We start from the raw sequence: 23,272 nt of genomic DNA, 5'->3' as shown, positions 1-23,272 counted from the left end.
CCGCCAGGGGCAAGGGCACGGGGAATTTCGGGAGGAAAAAAGCGAAGCGCCGGACGAAAATCCGCGGGTCCGCAGCCGGACGGAGTCCGGTTGACGGTGCGGAGCGGGCACGTACGATCCGAAGGACAGCAGCAAAAAAACGTCGTAGACACAACTGGTCCGTGTCCGGTGGAGCGCTGCGACAACGGGCCCGGACCTCAACAGCCGGCCGCGCCAGCGGACGATCCGATTCCCGGGCGAGGCTTGCGAGCCCCATCTCCAGTACCCCGGCTTTCACCTCAGGTTCCCGCGATGGCTAGGCGGGCCGCGTACCCTCCGGTTCCCCCGTGATGACCTGGGCGGGTGGCGGTCCGCCGCCGACAACCAACAGGAGAATCCGGCCCGTTGCGGCGGACCGCCCGCGGTGACCGGCCCATAAAGGCCGGCCACCGGCGGTTCTAGCTTGCGAGCAGTTCCGCGACGTAGGCCGCGCCGGTGACCAGCACGGCGCTGCCTTCTTTCAGCAGCCGGTGACACCCTGCCGAATTGGCGCTGTGGACGCTGCCCGGTACAGCCCCAACAAGCCGGCCCAGGTTTTCTGCGTAGTGTGCCGTGTTCAGGGCACCGGAACGCCAGCGCGCCTCCACCACGACAGTCACACCCGCGAGTGCGGCGATGATCCGGTTACGCATCAGGAACCGGTACCGGGTCGGCGCGGATCCCGGCGGCAGTTCCGAGAGCGTCAATCCCGTCTCGCGGATGGCGGCGGCAAGGTCGGCGTTCCCGGCCGGATAGTCGCGGTCCAGCCCGCCGGCCAGAACGGCGATGGTCGCCGGGCCGGTGCCTTGGTGTCCGGCCAGTGCCGACCTGTGGCCTTGGGCGTCGATTCCGTAGCCGAGGCCAGCCATGACGCAGATTCCGCGCTGGGCCAGCCCATGGGCGATTTCCCCGGCCACGGATGCCCCGTAGGCGGTGCTGTCGCGGGAGCCGATCACGGCAGCGCACTGTCCCGGGGCGGGGACACCGTGCGTGATGTTTCCCCGGTACCAGAGCCCCAACGGTGCGGCCGGCAGGTCATTCAATGCGGCGGGCCACTGCGGGTCGTCCGGGGTCAGGAATCCGCCGCGGAGGTGTTCGATGGCGGCAAGGTCCGCGTTAGCGTCCAGTGTCCGGACGCGCGGCGCCCACCGGCCCAGCGCATCAGCAAGCTGTTCGGCTGTCACGTCTGCGAACGGGTGGGCCGGGCGGGCGCCGATCGCGATTCTCAACGCAGCGTGGGCACCGTGTTTGGCGACCAGGGCAAGGCCCACGGTGTCGCCGGGTTCGAACAGGCGGGTCAGTGCGGCGCGTGCTGTACGGTCATCATTCATCGTTCTTCGTCCTTTGCTGAGGAATCCGGGTGGCGGGGCAGTCGCGGTGACCGGCCAGCTTCCCCTCTCCCCCGGTTGTTTTTTGCCTGCTGGCGAAGCTTGCGGAGCTGTGCCCGTCGGAGTCACTGCTCAACCCGCAGGGCAAGGACACGGGGAATTTCGGGAGGAAAAAAGCGAAGCGCCGGACGAAAATTCCCGGGTCCGCAGCCGGACGGAGTCCGGTTGACGGTGCGGAGCGGGCACGTAGAATCCGAAGGACAGCAGCAAAAACGTCGTAGACACAACTGGTCGGGGTCCGGCGGAGCGCTGCGACAACGGGCCCGGACATCACAGCCGGCCGCGCCAGCGGACGATCCGCTTCCCTGACCAAAAGGCAGCGATAAAAAGTCTGGAGCCGGCCGTACGCGGCCTTCCAAATTGTCACTGCGGGATGGGAGTATTCGGGCATATAGGAACTGGTTGCGGGGCCGTATGATTCAGAGCCAACCCAGGAAATAAAGGCTGCAGCGGCTCGGTACGGCGGGGACAGTGTTGTCGCCGCCAATGCCCGCTGGCGTGAAGCGGTCGACGGCCTTCCCCTCGGTGAATACGACAAGCAAAGTGTCGACTGGGCAGCGCGAGCGATGGACCAGAGCACGATGTGGGTATTTGCGGGCTTCCTTGATCGTGCCCTCCAGTCTGGGAATCAACCGTTAAGTAACGACGGTTTCAACTGAAGGAAAATCGATGAGCGAACTACCAACCCTTGAAGATATGAGACGTCACGCCTTCGCGCTGCTTGGTGACGCCGAAGACTGGTTGCGCTCCGGCTGGAGGGAAGGAGCCTGCCCGACAAGGGAGCAGGCCGAAGCCTCACGTGATGCACGCGAAGCCATCCAAAAGGCAAAGAACGCCTCGGACCAGGCGGCCGGATAATGCCGCCACAGTGCCGCGGTTCCAGTTCCTGAGAAATGGAACCCTGGGGCGTCGCGGGGAGAGTCCTCGTCATCGAGACGCTCATGCGGGCGCCTCGGGGTATGGATGGCGGACCGATATTTCGGCGGCGCGGCTTTTGGTGCCACGCTGGTTGGTCGCGTGATGACGGTCCGCCGCCGGTGAGTGGTTGCTGTGGTTCGCACGGGGCGACGGACCGCCCCTCCGAACCCCTCAGCATGTCGGACCCGACGTGCTGAGGGAGCTCCTGGCCCGGCGGGGGGAGGTTGGCTTACCTGGCCTTGTCCCGGCCGATCGTCAGGGCGCGACGACGGCGATTATCTGTACTCCAAGGGGTGCATCGCCCGGAAGGGATTCCAAAGTCCGCGACGGCGGGCAGTGAACGCCCCTGGTGAATACTTCACGCAGACCACCATTTACAGGACGGATTCGATCTGCTCATCCGGACGGCACACGCCGTTGATGGCCGCCGGGGCGTTGCTGCAGGCGTACTCAACGAGCCGCTGCACCTGCGCATCTGTCAGGTTCGCGCTGCCCGCCCCGGTCCCGGCAAGAATCCCATCCTCGCGCGGGTCATGCCGACGGAGATGCCGATGTCCCGGTGGCGTGTATCCGCCCGATAGCGACCCTGCGGGCGAGGTGCGGGAGTGCTGTGGTGTGGGTGGCAACCGTCAGAAGACTCCGGACGTGCCACTCGCCACGGTTGATATTTTAACCGGCTCGGCCTCTCGGCCGTGATATGTGTGCCCACCCGTACGGTAAACCAGCCGGTCATACCCAAGTCCGAAGTTCCGTCAGGAAACCACAATTCCAGAATTTGTCAGCGGATTCCTAGACGCCCAGCAGGCGAACGTGGTCAGGGTTCAGATCACTGATCTTGTTGACGCCGAGCAGGCGCATGGTGCGGGAAATCTCTGTGTGCAGGATTTCGATGGCACGGTCAACTCCAGCCCGTCCGCCAGCCATCAAGCCGTAGAGGTAGGCCCTGCCGATTAAGGTGAAGTCTGCGCCCAAGGCTAGGGCGGCCACGATATCACCACCGCTCATGATGCCAGTGTCCAACATAATCGCAGTTTTCCCTTTGAGCGCTGACGCAATCTCCGGCAACACATGCAGCGGAACGGGTGCGCGGTCCAGCTGGCGGCCGCCGTGATTAGACAGCACGATGCCATCCACGCCGTGATCGGTCACGCGTTTTGCATCCTCGACGGTCTGGACGCCCTTGACCACCAGCTTGCCCTTCCAGGTTTCCCGCAGCCACGCCAGGTCGTCGAAGGTGAGCGTTGGGTCGAACATCGCGTCGATCAATTGAGCGACAGTTCCGGAATAGCGTGAGAGCGAGGCGAAGGCGAGGGGCTCATGCGTCAGGAAGTTGAACCACCAGGCCGGCCGGTAGGAGGCGTCTAGCACCGTATGGACGCTTAGCGCCGGAGGTATCGTCATGCCGTTGCGGATATCACGCAGTCGGGCCCCTCCGATAGGCGTGTCCACTGTGACCATAAGAGTGTCAACGCCACTCTTTGCGGCCCTGTCGATCAGCTGTATCGAGCGGTCCCTGTCCGTCCAGAGGTAGAGCTGGAACCAATTTCGGCCGGTCGGTGCAGCGGCAGCGACGTCCTCGATTGATGCAGTGCCCATCGTGGAGAGTGTGTAGGGGATACCGGCGGTCGCCGCGGACATACACCCGGCATACTCGCCCTCGGACTGCATCATACGGGTGAATCCCGTGGGCGCGATGCCGAACGGCATGCTCGAGGTAGCGCTTAGGATCTCTGTGCTGACATCCACTTGTTCAACGTTGCGCAAGATGCCCGGGCGGAATTCCACGTCCAGGAAAGCTTGGCGGGCGCGGGCCAAGGTGATTTCGGCTTCCGCGGCCCCATCGGTGTAGTCGAAGGGTGCCTTCGGAGTCCGTCGCTTGGCGATGGCACGCAGGTCCCCGATTGTGTGCGCTTTTCTCAGCCGCGCCGCGGTACCGATGGCTGGTTTGCTGAATTGCATGAGCGGGGCAAGGTCCGCAACTTTGGGCATTCGACGATTGAGGGCGGGAGGTGTGTTGTGGCTCATGGCAACTTTCTTGTTTGATCAGTGTTCACAGTCCTGGTGAAGGAACGATTGGTGGTACCGTCTGCTCGGCCGCCAGAGCAGTTGAACGTTCCGCCGCATAGCGTAACTTTGACTGGCTTACTCGAACCGTTCTTGGACGCTTTCTCTATCCGAGGTCGTATCTTGATCGGGCTACAGCCGGGCGGCCAGTCTGCCCATAAGGGCAGGCTAGGCCGCCGCCTAACTTGAACTTTCTGTGTCAGTGACCCTGGATATACACAACGTGGGTTTCCGTGAACTCCATCAGGCCGTGTTTACCGTCCGCCCCGCCGATGCCGGACTGTTTGCGTCCGGCATGGAACCCCTGCATAGCTTCGAAGTTTTCGCGGTTGATGTAGGTCTCGCCGTATTGCAGTTCTTTTGCTGCACGCAATGCGGCGTTGATATTTGTTGTGTAAATAGAGGACGTCAAGCCGTAGTCGGAGTCGTTGGCGAGGGTAATGGCTTCGTCCAGACCGTCAACGGCCTGGATTGGAAGCACCGGACCGAATGTCTCTTCGCGCATAATGCTCATGCCGGACGTGACATCGGTGAGCAGGGTCGGTTCGTAGTGAAACCCTTGGGCGAGGGCAGCTTTTTTTCCTCCGGTTATGACAGTGGCACCGTCGATTTTCGCTTTCTCTACCGCCGACGCAATGCCCTCCAAGCTGGAGTCATTGATAAGGGGGCCCATATCGAGTTCCGCTTCCGCGGATGGGTTCCCAAACCGAGTTGTTTCAAACAGGGTTGTCAGCTTGGAAACGAGCTGATCATGAACGCTCCGCTCGACGTAGACCTTTTCGGCGCAGTTGCAGACCTGGCCGGTGTTAATGATTCTGGATTGCCAGATGCTCTTGGCTGCCAAGTCCAGATCGGCGTCTGCCAGCACGATTGCTGGTGCCTTTCCACCGAGTTCGAGATTGACCCGTGTGAGATTTTTGCCGGCGACCTGCATGATGTGCTTGCCTGTCGAGACGCTGCCCGTGAAGGTTATTAGGTCGACATCCGGGTTAGAGATCAGAGCCTCTCCGGTAACTCGCCCGGAACCGCCAACAAGGTTGAAGACGCCGGCCGGCAGATCGGTGCCGTCAACAAGGCGCGCGAATTCGAAGGCATTGATGGGGGTTTCGTCAGCTGGTTTGATGACGATCGTGTTGCCGGTCAGCAATGCGGGTGCGAGTTTCCGGGCGATTAGGAAGAAGGGAAAATTCCATGGCAGAATTCCCGCAACAACGCCGAGTGGTTTGTGTGTGAGCAGGATAGTCTCGTCCGGTCGATCACTGGGGATGACCTCGCCTTCAATCCGCCGGGCCCATTCAGCCATGTAGTCGATGTAATTGGCTGTGAAATCGACCTCAACCTGCGCGAGTTCCTGCGTTTTCCCCTGTTCCTGAACAATGATGTCACGAAACCTGGTACGTTCCTGCCGGATTGCTGCCGATATTTGACGCAGATATTCGGCCCGTTGGACAGCCGGGAGCTTTTCCCAGGCTGGCTGTGCCCGACGCGCTGCAGCGACTGCAGCGTCTACTTCGGCTGCTTCCGTCTCCGGGACCAGTGCGAGAATCTCGTGGGTTGCCGGATTGGTCACCTCTTTGTAGGAGGCAGTCGTTGTAGCGAATGTTCCGTCGACATAGTTGTGGTATCTGGTGGTCATGATTCTCCTTTGAAATAACGGGATTGGTTGCGTGAATCGGCAGGCTGCAGCGTGTCTAAAGGCCGCTTTGAAATGCTGGCCGCACGGTTATGGAGTCAAAACTTGCATCGGCCGGGGCAGTGACTGCCAGCCGAACGGCTTCTGCAACTGTCTCTGCACGAAGATATCCGGTGGGGTCGTAGGTGCCTCCTTCGGCTTCGACGACCGTACGGACGAGGTCCGTATCCACCCGTCCGGGGTGGATAGAGGTGACGCGCAAGCCAGATTCGCGTTCCTCCAGGCGGAGGGTATCGGCCAACGTTTTCAGGGCAAATTTGGTGCCTGAATACACCGCGCCCTTGCTGTAGGAAAACTGCCCGGCACCGGAGTTGAGGAAGACAACAATTCCCCGTGACTTCCTCAAGGCGGGAAGTAGAAATCGTGTCAGTTCTGCAGGGGCAAAGAGGTTCAGCTCGAATTCCCTCCTCCAGTCCTCCCGGTCACGGTCCGCGACCAGTCCTCGTGTGTACATTCCCGCACAATGAACCAGAACATCGACGCTGTCGATTCCCGACGCGAGCTCCTGGACTTTCGTAGAGTCACCCAAGTCGCAGGCCCACGGAACAGCTGAAGGGAATTCTGCCGCCAGGGTAGACAAAGCCTCGTAGTCGCGCCCGCCGAGCAGTAGATGATGGCTATCGGCTAGGGAGCGCGCAACGGCCAAGCCGATACCGCGTGAGGCGCCAGTGATGATTGCCTTAGGGTGTGAATTCATAGGGCGGGGATTCCTTCAGGTGCGGGGAAGACAGACTCATCCCTGGCGAATCCGCGCTTTGTCAGTTCTGCACTCAGGAATGCAACAAGATTGTTGATGGCGGGATCCCTTGATTTCTCCAGCCAACTGACGCTGATTTCCAGGCTCATGACGGGTTCTGCCAAGGGCCGAAATACGACGTCAGGGGCAGAATAACGGGAGATGGTTTCCGGGACGATGGCCACTCCAAAGCCCGCAGAGACGAACCCGATGTGTTCCAGGTACGTCCCGAGGACGATTTTGGTCCGAGGCGAGAATCCGGCGTTCATGCAGGCCCCCACGATGGCATCGTGATTCTCCGGAGCCTCTTCCCGAGGCACACAGAGGAATTGCTCATCGCGTAGTTGTGCAAGGCGGATGTAGGGGAACGCGGCAAGGGGATTGTCCCGATGCAGGGCCGCCAGAAACGGTTCACGGTAGAGCACTTGACATTCAGTGTCTGGCAGCTTTGCCGGCGAGAACATCAACAGAGCGTCTAGGCGCCGTTGGACAAAGAGGCTGCGCAGAGAATTGGTCGGCATGCGCTCTAGAACAAATTCCACGTCCGGATACCGCTGCTGAAAATCCCGGAGAACCGGTGGCATGGGGCCGAATAGCAGGGAGGGGGCGATGCCGACACGGACCCGGCCGATGCTTCCGTTCTGTGCCTGGTCCGAAATCCGACGGATGTCCTTGACCGTTCCCAGCACCCTCTGTGCTTCCACATACACTCGTTCGCCGGCCGGTGTCATTTCAAATGGGCGAACCGATCGGTCGATGAGCTCCACCCCCACGCTCTCCTCCAGCCGTTGGATCTGCTGACTCAGTGCCGGCTGTGAGATATAGAGACGCCCAGCCGCCCTGCTGAAGCTCCTTTCGTCCACGAGCGTGACATAGTACTCAAGCTGCCTGTGTTCCACGATTCCTCTGCCTTCCCTGTACCGGCTGTCTTTCGTTGCTCAACGAGTTCAAGCCGAGCTGGCCAGCAAGCGCTGCTCACGGCGCCACGCCTGCATGATCGGATCCGGAACGGGCGCAGCGGCAACGAGCTTTCGCGTGTAATCATCCGTTGGTTCGGCAAGGACTGTTCCCGTAGGTCCCTGCTCTACAATCTGGCCGCTCCTGAGCACAACCACTCGGTCCGATAACATCTCCACTACCGCAAGGTCGTGGCTGATGAACAGGCAGGAGAATCCCAACGATGCCTGCAGCTCCCTGAGAAGGTCCAGGACAGCTGCCTGCACGGAGACGTCCAGGGCGGAAGTCGGTTCATCTGCAACCATGACTTTCGGCTGGAGGGACAGTGCCCGCGCAATGCCTACCCGTTGCCGTTGCCCGCCCGAGAGCTCGTGCGGATAGCGCGATGCCCAATCCGACGGAATGCGCACCATATCAAGTAGTTCATGTGCCCGCTTGGCCAAAGCCTGTCTTTGGGTTACCAGCCCGTTCCACTTCAAAGGGGCGGCGACGGATTGGCCGATTGTCATGCGAGGATCAAGGGACGACGCTGGATCTTGGAACACAATCGCCGCTTCGCGGCGAACCTGCCGGATGTCGTTGCGGCTGGCTGTGAGCAGGTCTGTACCGCAGATCCTAGCGTGCCCGGCAGCGATTGCCTGCAGGCCAACTGCCACACGTCCGAGCGTTGATTTACCGGAACCGGATTCCCCGACTAAGCCGACCACTTCCCCAGGGAAGACATCGAACGAGACCTTATCGACGGCGCGGAATGGCGGACGCCTGAGCCTGGTGGGGAATTCAACGACCACGTCCCTGAATGACAGGCTGGGAGTACGATGCGCGGGCAGTTCCTCGAAATCGTGCCGAGGGTGGCTGACCGTACCCAGTTTGGGCACCGCGGCCAGAAGTTCTCTGGTGTAGTCATGCTTCGGAGCCTCGAAGATCGGTAGTGTGTCCGCTGCCTCGAGTATTCGGCCGTGGCGCATCACGTTCACTCGGTCTGCCACATCCGCTACTACACCCATGTCATGTGTGATCAGGAGGATACCCATGTCGTTTTCGCGTTGCAGCGCTATGAGTAGATCGAGGATCTCTGCCTGCACCGTGACATCCAGCGCCGTAGTGGGCTCGTCCGCGATAAGCAGCCCGGGGTTAGATGCAATGGCCATCGCGATCATCGCCCGCTGACGCTGCCCGCCTGAGAACTGGTGCGGATACTGGTCGATCTTCCGTTGAGGCTCCGGTATGCCCACATGATCGAGCAGCTCAAGAGATCTCCTGCGCAGGTGAGCTTTGGACAGTTTCCGGCTCCGCAATGCGTCGGCCAAGAGCTGGCCGATGGTGTAGACAGGATTAAGCGCAGTCATGGGGTCCTGAAAGATGACGGCGATATCTTGGCTGCGGACCTTGTCTAGCTGTCGCTCGGCAAGGCCGATCAGTTCGCGGCCTTTGTATTGGACACTTCCAGAGGCCCGGGCGTTGTGCGGGAGGAGATTCAGGATGGACATGGCCGTCACGGATTTCCCGGAGCCGGACTCCCCTACCAGAGCCAGGGTCTCGCCGTTAGAAATGTCGAAGGTGACCCCGTCGGTGACCTGAAGGTTATTTGTGCCTGCGTCGAATGTAACCGACAGGTCGCGGACCTGAAGCAGTGGAGAGATGCTAGGAGCACTCATAGCTTGTGCCTTTCTCTATACAGGGGGGCGGTGATCACCGGCGGGGATCCAACCAATCCCGCAGTGCATCGCCGAGCAGGCTGAAACCGAGGATTGTCAGGCTGACGATGGTGCCAGGAACTAGGAGCGCAGCAGGTTCAGTGCTCATATAACGCTGGCCCTCGGCCACCATGGTGCCTAATGAAGGTGCCGGAGGAACAATTCCCAGACCGAGATAACTAAGGCCGGATTCAAGCAGGATTGCGGTTGCCATAGTCAGGGAGAACTGGACGAAGACGGGTGCGATCACGTTGGGGAGAATGACTCTGAATAGTCGGACAAAGACACGTGCCCCGAACACCTCGGACGCCTCGACGAACTCGGCGCGGCCGACGCTTAGTGTCTGACCGTAGACGATCCGGGCAAAGGCAGGAATGAACAGCACACCCATTACGGCGATCAGCGTCCCCGGGCCGGGACCATAGAGCGTCGTGGCCAGCAGGGCGATGATGATAGGAGGGAAGGCAAGAATGACATCCACGCCGCGCATGCTCAACGTTTCTATGATGCCCCCGAAATAGCCTGCGACCAACCCGAGCACGGTCCCGATGACCATAGCAACAAGTGTTGCGGAAAGTGCGACGAGCAATTCGGTGCGGATACCAAAAATGACCCGGCTTAATACATCGCGGCCGAGTTCATCGGCACCCAGAAGATATCCGGGCGTGCCAAGCGGAGCGAACCTCATGGCGATGTTCTGCTCCAAGGGATCGGCCGGAGCTATCAGCGGGGCCAGGATCATGACCAGGATGAAGACCAGAACCATGACCGCGGCAGCAAGACGCACCGGGGTGAAAGCACGCTTCAAGGCCGCCGAGACGGTGACTTTCTTCGGACTCTTCTGAACAATTGTGGTGCTCATGAAACCCTCGCTCGCGGATCCAGGTACCCGTACAGGACGTCCACCAGAATGTTGATGAAGATGAAGATGGCCGACAGGATGATGACGATTCCCTGGACAACTGGGTAATCGCGTTCGATCACCGAGTCGACCAGTAGAGCACTTATGCCGGGCCAATTGAAAATACGTTCGACTAGAACAGTGGAACCAAGAAGGGTGCCAATCTGCAGCGCCGTGACCGTTGCCACGGGGGTCAGAGAATTACGCAGGACATGCTTGCGGAAGACCAAGCGCCGTCCAATACCCCAGGAACGGGCCGTTCGCACCCAGTCCTGGCGGTAGTTGTCCAGAATTGCAGAACGCGTCATGCGGGCAATAATCGACGCAATACCGAACGACAGGGCGGCCGCAGGTAGGACGACCCGGCTGACGTGGCCAACGAAGTTTCCGCCCGCCTCCTCATAGCCACCGGCGGGGAACCAGCCGAGCTTCAGCGCGAACAACAAGACGAAGAGCGCGCCGACCACATAGACCGGCACACTCATGCCGATGCTCGTGCCCACCGAAATGGCCGAGTCTACGAATCCTCCGCGACGTGCGGCAACCGATCCCAAGGGGATGCCCACGGCCAGCGCAATCAGTACAGCCAGCAGCACCAGTTCCAAGGTGTTCGGCAAGCGTTCGCTGACGAGATCCAGTACCGGTGCACCGTCCTGGAAGGATGTGCCAAGGTCCAGCTGGACGGCACCGGCGAGATAGTTCCAATACTGGACGGGCAACGGAGCGTTCAAACCCAACCGTTCCCTTGCAGCCTCCAAGGCGGCCGGCGTGACCTGCGCTGCACCATCGCCTGCAAGCAGTTGCATCGCAGGGTCTCCGGGCACCGCGTGGAGCATCAGGAAGATGAGGGTCAGCACCACGTAGATAAGGACGATTCCCGTGGCGACACGTTTGAGCAGGAAATTAATCATTATCGAGGCCTCCGGTCCCGATTGGCTGTCCTGCAGGAGTATTTCCCGGCCCGAAAACACTCCCGCAGGACGACTTGCATTAATTAGGCATTAAGATGCGTTACTGCGAGACCTCGGCCATGGACGCCAGTGAGTAACCGCTGTAGAACGAGAGAAAACCCGGCAGGTTCTTGAAGTTTGTCACCGTATTCGCGTAGGCATAGCCCTGCGCGCGACTGCTGATTGTTGTCAACGGCACATCTTCAGCGAAAATCTCCCGCGCCTGATCGTAGAACTTCTGCTGTTCCCCTGGATCCTGTGTCAGCATGGCCTTGCTAAACGCATCGTTGAGCTTGGCGTTGCTGTATCCGAAGCTGCGCGTGTAGTTGGCAGGGCCGTCCACGAAGGCACTGATGTAGCTGATATCTGTCACCGTTCCGACATTGCCGCTGACGGCGATATCGTATTTGCCTGCATTGCCCTGTTCGACGCGGGCGGCCCAATCCGGGTTATTCAGTTCGGCATTAATTCCAACTGCTTTGAGGTCAGCTTGGACGGACAGCGCGGTGTCTTGGTGGAAGGCATACTGGGAGGAAGTCAGCAGACTCAGTGTCAGACCGTTTTCATAGCCGGCTTCGGCCAGTAGTTCCTTGGCTCGATCCGGATCATAGCTCCACATGTTTGACCATGCTTCATCGTAGTTCGGGTCGTCTTCGGACACCGGCATACCCGAGAGCGGGCTTCCATGGCCAGAGAACGCGGCGGCGACGGCGTTGTCACGGTTGATGGCGTGGGCGATCGCCTGACGAACCAGCGGATTGGCGACCGGCCCATCGGTGACGTTGAAGTGGAGGTACATGAACGGACCGTCCTGGGCATCCAGGGTGATGCCGTCGGTGCTGCTGACACGGTCAAAGTCTTCCCAAGGAACATAGTCGATCAGATCCACGTCTCCACTGAGCAGGGCGTTAGTACGCGCCTTGCCGTCTGGGTAAAACGCCAGTTCCAAGGTCTCAAGGGGCACTTCGTCGGCCGCATAGTACTTTGCGTTGCGCTTAAGGATCATATTGGTGCCCTTGTTGTGCTCTTCGAGCACAAACGGTCCGGCTCCGACCCACGCGTCGACACCACCAGTAAGAGCATCCGGTGGAACGATGGCAGCCGTCGGCACAGCCAAGTACTGCAGGAACGCGTTGTTTGGCTGGCTCAGATGAACCACAACGGTGTCTTCGTCGGACACTTCAACGGATTCAATGTCTTTCAGCCCGCCGTACGCGTGGGCTGCGGTGTCGGGGTCACTCAGGTATTCCAGCGTCTGTTCAACGTTGGAGCCGGTAAGCGCAGTACCGTCAGAGAACTCTAGATTCGGTCGCAGGTCGAATTCGTAGGTTTTGGGGTCAACGACCTTGTAGGACTCGGCAAGGCCCTCAGTGAGCTTCCCGTCGGAGTCATACGCCATGAGTCCACGATGCAGGAGCGCGTTCAAGGTGTACCCCACTTGACCGGTGTCTTTGCCGGCCGGCAGGTTTGCCGGTTCTGCCGAGAGACCCATGGTGAGGGCGCCGTCCTCGATGATTTCCCCGCTGGCGCTATCTTGGGAGGATGAGGACCCTCCGCAGGCGGACAAGAGGAGGCCGATCGCGACCCCTGCTGCCACGGCACCTGTGGTGCGGCCCGGTGCTTTATATCCGAACATACCCTGTTTCCTTGATCTATATGGGATGAGAAAAGCGGCTTTGAACAAAACGGGCTCAGAGCAGCTTCGGGTCCAGGCCGTAGAGCTCGGTCGCCTCGGCCGGGGTGATCCTTTTTTCACGGATTTCCCTGAGAACCGTTTCATGCGGACGCTTGCTGGGATCGCCGTATCCACCGCCACCGGCGGTCAGTACCGCGATACTTTCGCCGGCATTCAACCGTGTAACGCTCTCCGTCACGGTATCGCCATCGTTCTTTTCAACCCGGAGTGATGCGCCAGGCAGGCCCCCCTGCAGACCCCAGGGCCGGGATTTTAGACGGCTGACGCTGACGTCGCAGATGCAATCGTCATGTTCGGAACGGATGCGGCGGTGGATCCCCATGCCTCCGCGGTGCTCGCCTGCACCCCCGGAACCGTTTACCAATTCGTACTTTTCGACAAACAGCGGGTACTCGGCTTCAAGACTCTCTATGGGCAGGTTTGAAGTGTTTGTGATGTGTGACTGCACTCCGTTCAAACCGTCCCAACAGCCACCGGCCCCTAGTCCGCCACCAATGGTCTCAAGGTAGACGTAGTATTCGCCGGTGCGGGGATTGACGCCGGAGAAAGTGGTAGCCGGAACTGAACCGTAACAGGCGGCGATAACCTTGCTGGGATCTGCCTGGGCCAGTGCCCCGTGGACCAGATCGACGACGCGCTGGCACAGCTGGGTCCGTCCGTTAACTGCTGCCGGACTGACGCAGCTGAGCACCGATCCCTCCGGTGCGTGCGCGGTGATTGCCCGGTAGAGTCCCGCGTTGGCGGGGATGTCCGGCCCGACAACGGTCTTGACGGCGTAGTAGACCGTTGCCAGCAGCGCGGTCCGGACCATATTGATACTGGCGCGCACCTGCTCCGGAGCCTTGAACTCCAGGTGCATGGACTCATCCTCGACGGTGATTCGTACGGAGATGTCAAAAGTGTGGTCTAATTCGTCGCTGTCGAAGCTGTCTGTGAAATCGTAAATACCGTTGGGCAGCTCTCGGATGCCAGCCCGGACTTTGCGCTCCGTGTAGTCCAGCAGCGCCAAGCCTGCGGATTTCAATGTTTCCAAACCATAGCGTGCGGCGATCTCACGGACACGTTCAACGCCCAGCTTGTTCGCAGCCAGCTGGGCATTGAAGTCAGCGATGCGTTCCAAGGGAACCTGCATGTTTGTCAGGATCAGATGAAGGATATCGTCCAGAAATTCGCCGTCACGGACGATGCGTACCGCAGGGATGCGGATACCTTCCTGAAATATGTTCTCGTGGCCTCGATCTGCATAGTCGGCGTGGTGGGCAAGGTTTGTGGCCCATCCGGCAAGTGCGCCATCAACAAAGATCGGGGTGACCAACACGATATCGGGCAGGTGCGTTCCACCACCTGTGTGCGGATCGTTGCCGAGGAAGGAATCGCCGTCTCGGATGCTGTCTAGCGGATAGCGGGCAAGCACCGCATCAACGATGCCCATCAGGGATCCAAGGTGCAGCGGAATGTGTTCGGCTTGGGCTAGGGCGTTGCCGTCAATGTCGAAGATACATGTGGTGCAGTCCCGGCGCTCCTTGATATTGGGGGAATAGGAAGCCTTGACAAGCGCTTCGCCCATCTCATCGCAGATGGATGTTAGGGCGGAGCCGATTACCTCGACCTGCACCGGGTCCAAAGGAGTGTTGATAGTAGTCACTGAAATGTTCTCCTCAGCCGTTAGTCGTCAAGGGGTTCGATGATAATGAGCAGATAGTCATCCACGCGCGCCTTCATTTTCGGGAGGACAAGGGTCGTGGTGTCGTATTGTTCGATGATGGCCGGCCCGTGGATCACATGGCCGGCTCCGAGTTTCTGCCTGTCATAGACCGGGCAGTCCACGTATTCACCGAGTTCCGGAAAGTAGACATCGCGCTGGCCCATGACGGCCTCCTCGATGGACTCCTTTGCGCTGCCGTGGCGGGGGAACTTCGCTTGGGGAACTTCGCCGATGGCTTCGAGCCTGAAGGTCACGGCCTCTATCGCTGCTTCAGGGTTGTCATAGCCGTAGCGCGCGCGGTGGGCGGCGTTGAATGACTGGCGGATCGTTGCCAGCCACGCAGTGTTAACCTCTCCCTCGGGAACGTCAATGCCGATTTCGTAGTTCTGGCCCACGTAGCGTACGTCCAGAACGCGATGCAGATTCCGCTTTTCAAGAGGTAACTTTTCCTCAGAGAACCAGGACTCTGCTTCGGCTTGCAACGCCTTGAACGTGCTGATGTACACATCCAGGTTGGCTTCTTGAAGTGGCACGCGCACGGTCCGGGTGTAGTCGGAGCGCAGGTCGGTCATCAGCATGCCCATGGCGGACATCGCACCCGGGCGGTGCGGGATGAGGGTTCGCTTCATGCCAAGTTCGGCTGCCAGGCGCGAAGAGTGCAGCGGCCCGGCGCCGCCGAAGGCCACCAAAGCATAGTCGCCGGGATCGTAGCCACGCTGAACGGAAATGACCCGGATTGCTTTTGCCATGTTCGCCGTGACAACGCTGATAATGCCTTGCGCAGTGTCCACAGCGTTCATCCCCAGTTTGTCCCCGAGGCGTTTGATGGCGGCGAAGGACTTGGAAGCGTCGATGGGCATTTCGCCAGCCAGAAGATGCGTCTGGTTCAGGATGCCGAGGACGACGTTCGCATCGGTTACGGTCGGTTCTTCGTTGCCTAGTCCGTAACAGGCCGGTCCAGGGTAAGCACCGGCACTCTGCGGGCCCACTTTGAGGTGCCCGCCATCGTCAACCCAGGCAATAGAACCACCGCCGGCACCGACGGTGTTAATGTCGAGCATGGGGGATTGGATCGGGCGGCCGTCCAGCACCATGCCGTTGGCAGCGGTGGGCCGCCCGTTACGGACCAGTGCAACGTCAGAAGACGTCCCTCCGACATCGAAAGTGATGATATTACCGATCCCGGATTGGCTGGCCAGGCGTGCCGCCCCGACCACCCCGGTGCTCGGCCCGGAGAGCACCGTGCGGACCGGCAGCCGCTCGGCCAGCTTGAACGACATGACGCCGCCATTGCTTTGGGTCACTTTAGGGACCGTGCTCAGGCCTTCTGACTCGAGATTTCCACGCAGCCTGGACAGATAGGTTGACATGGTCGGACCAATGAACGCATTTATGACGGTCGTGGAGAGGCGCTCAAACTCGCGGAATTCGGGGAGCACCTCGTTGGAGATAGAGAGAAAAGTCCCGGGCAGCTCCTCCTCGAGAACCCGGCGGACCAGCATTTCATGTTCAGGCCGCAAATAGCTGTAAAGGAAACACACGGCCACCGCCTCGATATCCTGATCCTTGAGCTTGCGGACCTGCTCGCGGATTTCATTGATTTCGGCGTCGATGGCAATCGTTCCGTCGTAGGTCACGCGTTCCTTGACTTCCAGCCGCAGGTCGCGAGGGATCAAGGGAATAGGCTTCTGCGCCTGCAGGTCATACAACTTGGGCCGGCGCTGACGTCCAAGCTCCAGCAGGTCTCTGAACCCTGCCGTGGTGATAAGAGCTATCTTGGCGCCCTTGGTCTGCAACAGGGCATTAGTGGCGACGGTCGTACCGTGCGCTAGATAACTGATCCGTGGGAACCCGGCGGTGTCATCGCTCATTGCGAGGGCGGCACGGACGCCGGCAATAACGGCGCTGCCGGGGTCAGAAGGCGTGCTCGAGACCTTCGCGACAGACACCTCGTGGGTTTCTTCGTCGTACAGGCAAACGTCTGTGAAGGTGCCGCCTGTGTCAACGCCAATTCGCCAACTCATGAATTTCCTCTCTGGATCATCGGTGGTTGCTATGTACTCTGCGTCACCCCTGACTATTGTGTCTAATACTTTTTTTAATATCCCTGCATAAGAGACTACTTATATTGTCAAGAACGATGCTGTTACACACGGCTCCCTGAGGCGGGCGGAGAAGAAACACCACCCTATATTCGAGTCAACTAGAGCCATCGCTTATTCATATGCATTCCCTATTGATTCGCTGAGGTTTGCCATGCTGAAATTGATCCACAATTGACTATGAACGGAGTTAGAAGTGGATGCAGATGTAGCAGTGGTGGGGCTTGGAACGATGGGGTCCATGGCAGCTTGGCGTCTTAGCCAGCAAACTTCGTTACGGGTTTTGGGTTTCGAACAGTTTGGTCTGGGACATGCCCACGGATCTGCCGCCGGCGAATCCCGGCTCTTCCGCGCCGCTTACCATGAGGACCCGGGCTTTGTCCCCTTCCTCCTCCAGGCACGCAAGCTGTGGCAGGAGCTATCGGAAAAGTCCATGCGGGAGCTGTTCCTACCAACCGGCACACTATCCATCGGCTTCGGCGATGCCCCCCAGTTAGAAAACGTTTTTGCGTCAGTGGACCACTACGATCTACCGCACGAGATCCTTGATTCCGCAGACTTGGCGCGCCGTTTCCCGCAGCACAAGTTGACCGGAGGCGAGATTGGGGTGCTAGACCACCTCGGAGGAGGGATTCGGCCAGAACTGGCCGTGACGTCAGCGCTGGAGCAGGCAAAGAAGAACGGGGCCGATCTCCATGCACATGAACCGGTCATGAAGATCCGATTCGAGGAGGACGGAGTCCACCTCACTACGGAGCGCCGAACCTATGTAGTCGGAAAAGTCATCATTGCCTCCGGCGCTTGGACTGATCGTTTGCTGCCGGAACTTAAAGGACTTCTCGTCATTAAACCGCTGCTTTTGACCTGGTTCACGCCACTGCGGATTTCAGAATTCATGCCGGCCGTTTTCCCTACATTCATCCGAGACACCCAAGATTTCCACATTTTTGGCGCGCCGGTACTTGACGGATTTAGCGTCAAGATCAGCGTCAACGATATCTTCGATCCGATTGAGAGCCCGGATTCCCTAATTCGCTATTTTGATGCTGAAACTGTCAGCGCCATCGGTCACAGGGTGGCGGAATTGGTCCCGGGGGTATTCCCTGAACCAGTACGTCACACTGTCCATCTCGATTCCTACCTGCCCGAGCGCAACCCGATCATCGGCAATTTCGAATCAACTGGACGCGGAATCATCCTCGCCGGGTTTTCTGGGCATGGCTTCAAACTCGCCCCGGTTATCGGTGATATCGCGGCCCGCATTTCAACCGATCAAGAAACGGGGTTTAACTTGGAGGCCTTTGCACCTTCTCGGGTGCTGCAACCCACGGCTGTTCCTGGCCTATAAGTTCGATGCCAGCTGAATAAAATACGTCACCGTGCCTCTGGGGATCATTGCGGGGAGCAATCACCCCCAGAGGCACGGCCGTATCATTTGTGTTCAGTCGTCGCAGGACCACACCTGGAAAATGCAGGCGTCCCAACATTGCCGGTATCAGCGAAATCCCTTGGCCGCAGGCCACCAGGCCGAAGATTGCCTGATCATTCGCAGCAAGGTGCTGCACATTAGGCGCGTACCCAGCCCCGGCACACGCAGCAGTGATGGCATCAAAGGCTGCAGGTGCAGTTTCCCGGGGGAAAAGAACGAATACTTCCTGCGACAGATCCGCTAAGGCGACAGTTTCAAATGCGGCCAAGGGATGTTTTTCAGGCAGCACGACGACCATGGGCTCTGTGAAAAGTAACCGGACCCTGGAATCATTGATTGGCCAGTCCCGGAGAAATCCCACGTCGATTTCGTTTCTATCGATGGCTCGCCGCTGGTCAACCGAATTCATCTCATATATGACTGGACTCACTCCCGAGATAAGAGGCATGATTCCAGGCAGGAACCCGATCAGTGCGCTCGGGACACAACCAATTCGGACAATCAATGGAGGCAAGGTCTCGGTGGGATGATCTCGCAACCTCCTTGCGAGCATGTCGAGCTCCTGGCTGCGGCGCAGAAGAGATTCCACTTCCGGTACCATGGCGCGGGCCGCTTGGGTGGGGGTAACAGTCCTGCTATTTCGTTCGAACAAGACCAGGCCTGTATCCCGCTCGATTTTCTGAATAGCCTGGCTCAGCGGAGGCTGCGTCATCTGCAGTTCCCGTGCCGCTTTACTAAAGCTCTTGGTGCGCACAACGGCAAGGAAATAGCGGGCTTCGCGAAGTTCCATGCGATCCCTTCGGGCCAATCTCGGATAGGAGTAATTATCCTATTTGATCTGCTTATATTGATCCGAAGCAATGTAGAAGAAATATAGGCTCAGGTCTCATGGTAACGAATCCACTATCTGACAGTACTCCGCCACACTCGAACAAAGCCGCCGGTATTGACGCGCAAACGGTTGGGGCCCGGGAACCGGCTACAGGGTCATCTGCATCAGACGTCTACTACAGGAGCTGCTGATCGTGGGCAGCCAGTATCTTGTCACCACGCCTATTCCCGATCCAGGGATTCCCCTACTGGAGGAAGCGGGGTCAGTCACCGTCCTGTCTGAACAGCCGGACTACCGGACCTTGCGTTCCCTGTGCGCTTCCGGCGAGTTCGACGTAGTGCTGACCCAACTGCGCGACCAAGTAGATGAACCGCTACTGGCCGAGGCGCGGATAAAAGGGATCGCCAACTATGCCGTGGGTTTCAACAACATCGACATCAACGCGGCCACCTGCCATGGCATCATGGTCGGCAATACCCCCGGAGTGTTGACTAACGCCACGGCCGACATCGCATTATTGCTCATCCTAGGCACCGCCCGTCGAATTGTGGAAGCGGACCGCTTAGTCCGCGACGGCGGTTTCCGAGGCTGGGAGCCGGAATTGATGCTGGGGCATGATGTTTCCGGCAAGGTGCTGGGACTTGCCGGGTTCGGACGTATCGCGCGGGCCACGGCACGCAGGGCTCTGGGGTTCGGGATGGAGGTGATCTTCGCCCCTCGGCCACCAGGTGACCGGGCGATGGGTGAGGAAGAGTTGGGGGAGTTCGCCGGCAAGGCCCAACAAGTGCCTTGGCAGGAGTTGGTGGAGCGGAGTGATTTCCTATCGATACATGTGCCGCTGTCCGAACAGACCCGGCATCTGGTTGACGAGAGTGTTCTGCGTCGAATGAAATCGAATGCCATTCTGGTAAACACTGCCCGCGGCCCGATTGTCGATGAGAAGGCGTTGGTGAAAGCCCTGCGTGACGGGCAGATCGCTGGGGCCGGCCTGGATGTATTCGAGGAAGAGCCGCACCTGACCGCGGGTCTCGCGGCACTACCGAACACAGTTCTGCTGCCGCACTTGGGCAGCGCCACGGTTCCAGTGCGCCGCGAGATGTCCCGGCTCAGCGCAGAGAACGCGATAGCCATCGCCGCTAGGAGGATACCGCACCATGCAGTGAACCCGGAGGCATGGAGATGAAGATACTGATTGCCCCCGACAGTTTCAAGGGTACATACACTGCGATGGAGGTAGCAGGGGCGATTGCAGGGGGTGTATCCGAAGCCCAGGCCGAGCCACTGCTGATTCCTGTGGCCGACGGCGGCGAAGGCACATTCGATGTCCTCTCACACACTCTTGGGGCGAAAGCGATACCCGTAAAGGCGCGCAACCCTTGGGGAGCGGACATAGATGCGTTCATCGGACTGTCAGAGAGCGGAAAGGCCGTCGTGGAACTCGCGCAAGCCAGCGGTCTCACCGTTCCGCATGCTGGTTACCGAGATCCCCTGACGGCGGACACATACGGTACCGGAATGATGATCGTAGAAGCTGTCCGACGGGGCGCCGGGGAGATCCTTGTTGCTGCCGGGGGTTCGGCTACCACGGACGGCGGGGCAGGTGCGGTTCGCGCGATTCAAGAAGCCGGGGGACTGAGCGGATCGCGTGTCATCATCCTGTCAGATGTCGTTACCCCGTTCTTGGATGCGGCGCGCGTCTTCGGCCCGCAGAAGGGCGCCGATGCGGCTTGTGTGGAAATACTCACCAACAGGCTCCAGAAACAAGCCCGGGAATTCCCCCGTGATCCCTCATCGGAACCCCGTACGGGGGCGGCCGGCGGATTCTCAGGCGGACTGTGGGCGCATTTTGGAGCGGAATTGGTTTCCGGAGCGGACTACGTGCTCGACACCTTAGGATTCGATGACAGTCTCTCCTGCGCTGACGCCGTCATCGTGGGTGAGGGGCGATTGGACTCCCAGACGGGGGAAGGGAAAATCCTCTCGGCCATCCTGACACGTGTTCAGCGTTCCATACGAAATATTCCTGTGTTTGCCGTTGTCGGTTCGGTATCCACAGATTTGGGAGACTATGGCCACAACTTTGCAGACGTCATCATTGCCACTGATTTCGTGGGCATGCGGCATGCTGGGGCAGCTGTTGTTGCTCATCCCGGTTCGTGAGGATTCGATGCCCACGCATAATATGCGGAAAACGACGCGCGGACCGAATGGATAAGTCTTCTCTTACGATTCGCTTCCAACAGTCAGGGCAGAACCGGTTGATTCGGGACGCTCTGTTGCCGCACCAGGAGCGCTCAGATTTGGGTTCAATCACTCTCTAGGCGTAGAAGCCACTTCTGCGCTGCCCTCCGGGTAGCCGGCGCTGAAGCTGGTCTCCACCGCAGCCTTCGACCGGCTAGGAGGACCGTGGTTCAGCATACGCCTCCCTGACCCCGAGTTGTGCTGGCAGCCCCGGCGCTTCCCGGCCTCCCCTGCTTCGGATCGCCCGTGCCTCCGATAGCCCCCTCCCGACGCACAACGCCTCCGCTCGACTACCACTAGAAAAAGGAAACCTCATCAATGACGGACAACACTGGCACCCTTGACTCCACCACTTTTCGATCCGGCGATCGTGTCGACATCCGCTGGAATGGACACAGCTCCAACGGATACGTGGAGGACGCGATGCCGCAGCTGAACGTCGTGTGGATCCGGGACCTGCGGACCGGGGAACGCAGAATGCTCTCCACCGACGAATACCAGATCCATCACTCCGAGGCCTGATCCCCTCACCTGCAAACCTCAAGCCGTCCTTCCAAGTGATTAGCCCGGCACTTCGCCCAATGGTCGCTAACGTCACCGCATCCAGCGTCGACGAGGTTCGGCCGACTCCCGAACGCCCGCCATCAGGACAACGCAGATCTGTTATCGGTCCCCGAACGGCCAATCTTGGGATTCCAATCTCCTACCGGACTTCCGGCAACCGTACGACGCCGCAGCTCAACGTATTGCTATCCCATAAGCCGGTCCTTCACCGCGACACAAACAGCCCTCTGCTGTCGATCGAGTTTCCCTACAGGCACGGGCATCTTTGATTCGCGTTTGCCCCGCCTGCAATAATGCCCGCTCGGGTTCCTCAATTGCTGCATCCCCTAGTGACTACACATCTCATTTCGGCGTGCCGGTGGTAATGGCCAGCAGATTCCAGAAACGAGCATTGAAGAATGCTCACCCCAATCACGGATACGTCCACAGCTCCCGTACGTGGATCTTCTTGCATCGGAAGTCCAACTCAGGGGACGGATGCAGCACCACCGAGGCGCCTCGCTGTTACCGTGACCAGCAAGACGCATACTAAGTAGGTGGCGGCAGCGCCTGCCCAGCCCGCTAGGAACCCCTGCTTGGATTCAAGAACGAGGCCCATAGCCAGCGGCCCCAAGGCAAACCCGAGGTACATGCCGAGCGCGACGATTCCCGAGGATGCGCCGACGTTCTGTCCGCTGGCATCGCGCAGCACGGCGACCATGAGCACAACATTGATGGCAAGAGCCATGGCGCCGTGCAGCACCACGCCGGACCAGAGAAGCACGCTCCAATGCAGTATCCCTGCAGCGAGGAGCAGGACGGAGCCCAGTGCTGACCCCAGACCTAGGGCCAGCAGGAGCGTGAAGCTGTCCTCACGCTTTGCAATAATGCGGCCCCAAGCGATGCGCGAGGCAATGCCTACCCCACCGGCAACAGCCGCAGTCATGCCGCCAAGCAACAGCGAAAAGTCCAGCTCACGCTGGGAAAAGAGGGGAAGGTAGACATTGGTAGCTTGGAGCGCTGCTCCCGACAGAAATGCATAGATCGCATAAACGGGCAGGTTTCCGGTTTTGACCGCGCCTTTGCCTTTCCCACGATTCGCAGCGGGCCGTGGGCGGATGCTAGCGGAACGTGCACCTGGTCCTTCGGGAAGAGCAGCGCGGCCCGGAACCACGTTCCAGGAGCAGGCCAGCAGGACGAGTACGGCCACGGCAGCGATGCCCGCGGTCCCTCGCCAACCGATCAGGAGAGCCATCACGGGAAAAGCCAGCCCCGCGTAACTATTCAGGTCCTCGGCGTGGTTGGTTGATTTTCCCGGCAGGGTCGGGATGCTTGGGGTGTTCGTGACTTTTGATCCCCCGAGGCAGGTTGACGTGCCTGATGTGCCGCCGGTGTCCCCGGT

The 23,272-nt window shown here is 59.6% G+C and carries 18 protein-coding genes; 5 read left to right on the top strand and 13 right to left on the bottom strand.

All coding sequences use genetic code 11. The annotated features are described in order from the left end of the window. Positions 1 to 437: 437 nt before the first annotated feature. Positions 438 to 1,349 carry a DNA-processing protein DprA gene (gene dprA, locus HGO92_RS21575; RefSeq protein WP_169998532.1) on the bottom strand — a complete coding sequence of 304 codons (912 nt, stop codon included), beginning with the start codon at positions 1,347 to 1,349 and terminating at the stop codon, positions 438 to 440. Positions 1,350 to 2,075: 726 nt separating this feature from the next. Between dprA and HGO92_RS21570 the strand changes: the two genes are divergently transcribed. Continuing rightward, the gene (locus tag HGO92_RS21570) at positions 2,076 to 2,264 is read left to right on the top strand and encodes a hypothetical protein (RefSeq protein WP_169998531.1); all 189 of its coding nucleotides are present in this window, start codon (positions 2,076 to 2,078) and stop codon (positions 2,262 to 2,264) included. A gap of 849 nt (positions 2,265 to 3,113) precedes the next feature. Here the strand turns inward: HGO92_RS21570 and HGO92_RS21565 are convergent. From HGO92_RS21565 to HGO92_RS21520, 10 genes are all read right to left on the bottom strand, one after another. Further along, positions 3,114 to 4,349 carry an alpha-hydroxy acid oxidase gene (locus HGO92_RS21565; RefSeq protein ID WP_169998530.1) on the bottom strand — a complete coding sequence of 412 codons (1,236 nt, stop codon included), beginning with the start codon at positions 4,347 to 4,349 and terminating at the stop codon, positions 3,114 to 3,116. A gap of 238 nt (positions 4,350 to 4,587) precedes the next feature. Continuing rightward, positions 4,588 to 6,024 (bottom strand): aldehyde dehydrogenase, encoded by a 1,437-nt coding sequence (gene aldA / locus HGO92_RS21560; RefSeq protein WP_169998529.1) that lies wholly within the window; start codon positions 6,022 to 6,024, stop codon positions 4,588 to 4,590. Between the two features lie 55 nt (positions 6,025 to 6,079). Continuing rightward, positions 6,080 to 6,778, bottom strand: coding sequence for an SDR family oxidoreductase (locus HGO92_RS21555; protein WP_169998528.1), 699 nt, complete (start codon positions 6,776 to 6,778; stop codon positions 6,080 to 6,082). After that, the gene (locus HGO92_RS21550; protein WP_169998527.1) at positions 6,775 to 7,716 is read right to left on the bottom strand and encodes a LysR substrate-binding domain-containing protein; all 942 of its coding nucleotides are present in this window, start codon (positions 7,714 to 7,716) and stop codon (positions 6,775 to 6,777) included. The genes HGO92_RS21555 and HGO92_RS21550 overlap by 4 nt, the downstream gene beginning before the upstream one ends. A 48-nt stretch (positions 7,717 to 7,764) precedes the next feature. Next, complete coding sequence (locus tag HGO92_RS21545; RefSeq protein ID WP_169998526.1) at positions 7,765 to 9,432, bottom strand: ABC transporter ATP-binding protein; 1,668 nt, start codon at positions 9,430 to 9,432, stop codon at positions 7,765 to 7,767. Between the two features lie 34 nt (positions 9,433 to 9,466). Continuing rightward, a complete protein-coding gene (locus HGO92_RS21540; protein WP_169998524.1) occupies positions 9,467 to 10,333 on the bottom strand; it encodes an ABC transporter permease in 867 nt (288 codons plus the stop codon). After that, positions 10,330 to 11,283, bottom strand: a complete 954-nt coding sequence (locus HGO92_RS21535; RefSeq protein ID WP_169998522.1) for an ABC transporter permease — start codon at positions 11,281 to 11,283, stop codon at positions 10,330 to 10,332. The genes HGO92_RS21540 and HGO92_RS21535 overlap by 4 nt, the downstream gene beginning before the upstream one ends. Before the next feature lie 100 nt (positions 11,284 to 11,383). Further along, the gene (locus tag HGO92_RS21530) at positions 11,384 to 12,958 is read right to left on the bottom strand and encodes an ABC transporter substrate-binding protein (RefSeq protein WP_169998520.1); all 1,575 of its coding nucleotides are present in this window, start codon (positions 12,956 to 12,958) and stop codon (positions 11,384 to 11,386) included. 55 nt (positions 12,959 to 13,013) lie between these two features. Next, a complete protein-coding gene (locus HGO92_RS21525; protein WP_205834913.1) occupies positions 13,014 to 14,663 on the bottom strand; it encodes a hydantoinase B/oxoprolinase family protein in 1,650 nt (549 codons plus the stop codon). 20 nt (positions 14,664 to 14,683) lie between these two features. Next, complete coding sequence (locus tag HGO92_RS21520; protein WP_169998518.1) at positions 14,684 to 16,747, bottom strand: hydantoinase/oxoprolinase family protein; 2,064 nt, start codon at positions 16,745 to 16,747, stop codon at positions 14,684 to 14,686. Positions 16,748 to 17,021: 274 nt separating this feature from the next. Here HGO92_RS21520 and solA point away from each other — a divergent pair, with 274 nt between their 5' ends. After that, positions 17,022 to 18,173, top strand: a complete 1,152-nt coding sequence (gene solA / locus HGO92_RS21515) for an N-methyl-L-tryptophan oxidase (RefSeq protein WP_169998516.1) — start codon at positions 17,022 to 17,024, stop codon at positions 18,171 to 18,173. Here the strand turns inward: solA and HGO92_RS21510 are convergent. Then, the gene (locus tag HGO92_RS21510; protein WP_169998514.1) at positions 18,112 to 19,044 is read right to left on the bottom strand and encodes a LysR family transcriptional regulator; all 933 of its coding nucleotides are present in this window, start codon (positions 19,042 to 19,044) and stop codon (positions 18,112 to 18,114) included. The genes solA and HGO92_RS21510 overlap by 62 nt on opposite strands. A gap of 235 nt (positions 19,045 to 19,279) precedes the next feature. On the opposite strand from HGO92_RS21510, the gene HGO92_RS21505 reads away from it, so the two are divergent. From HGO92_RS21505 to HGO92_RS21495, 3 genes are all read left to right on the top strand, one after another. After that, entirely contained in the window at positions 19,280 to 20,269 is a 990-nt protein-coding gene (locus tag HGO92_RS21505) for a 2-hydroxyacid dehydrogenase (protein ID WP_346769052.1), read from the top strand. Beyond that, entirely contained in the window at positions 20,266 to 21,246 is a 981-nt protein-coding gene (locus tag HGO92_RS21500) for a glycerate kinase (protein ID WP_169998512.1), read from the top strand. The genes HGO92_RS21505 and HGO92_RS21500 overlap by 4 nt, the downstream gene beginning before the upstream one ends. Before the next feature lie 399 nt (positions 21,247 to 21,645). Continuing rightward, positions 21,646 to 21,849 carry a hypothetical protein gene (locus HGO92_RS21495; RefSeq protein ID WP_169998510.1) on the top strand — a complete coding sequence of 68 codons (204 nt, stop codon included), beginning with the start codon at positions 21,646 to 21,648 and terminating at the stop codon, positions 21,847 to 21,849. 508 nt (positions 21,850 to 22,357) lie between these two features. Here HGO92_RS21495 and HGO92_RS21490 read toward each other — a convergent pair. Then, positions 22,358 to 23,272, bottom strand: a 915-nt coding sequence (locus HGO92_RS21490; protein WP_205834912.1) for an MFS transporter, incomplete at its 5' end; no start/stop codon positions are given.

The organism is Crystallibacter degradans, from assembly GCF_012952295.1.
Classification (GTDB): Bacteria; Actinomycetota; Actinomycetes; order Actinomycetales; family Micrococcaceae; genus Crystallibacter; species Crystallibacter degradans.
This window is presented reverse-complemented; position numbering and strand designations above follow the sequence as displayed.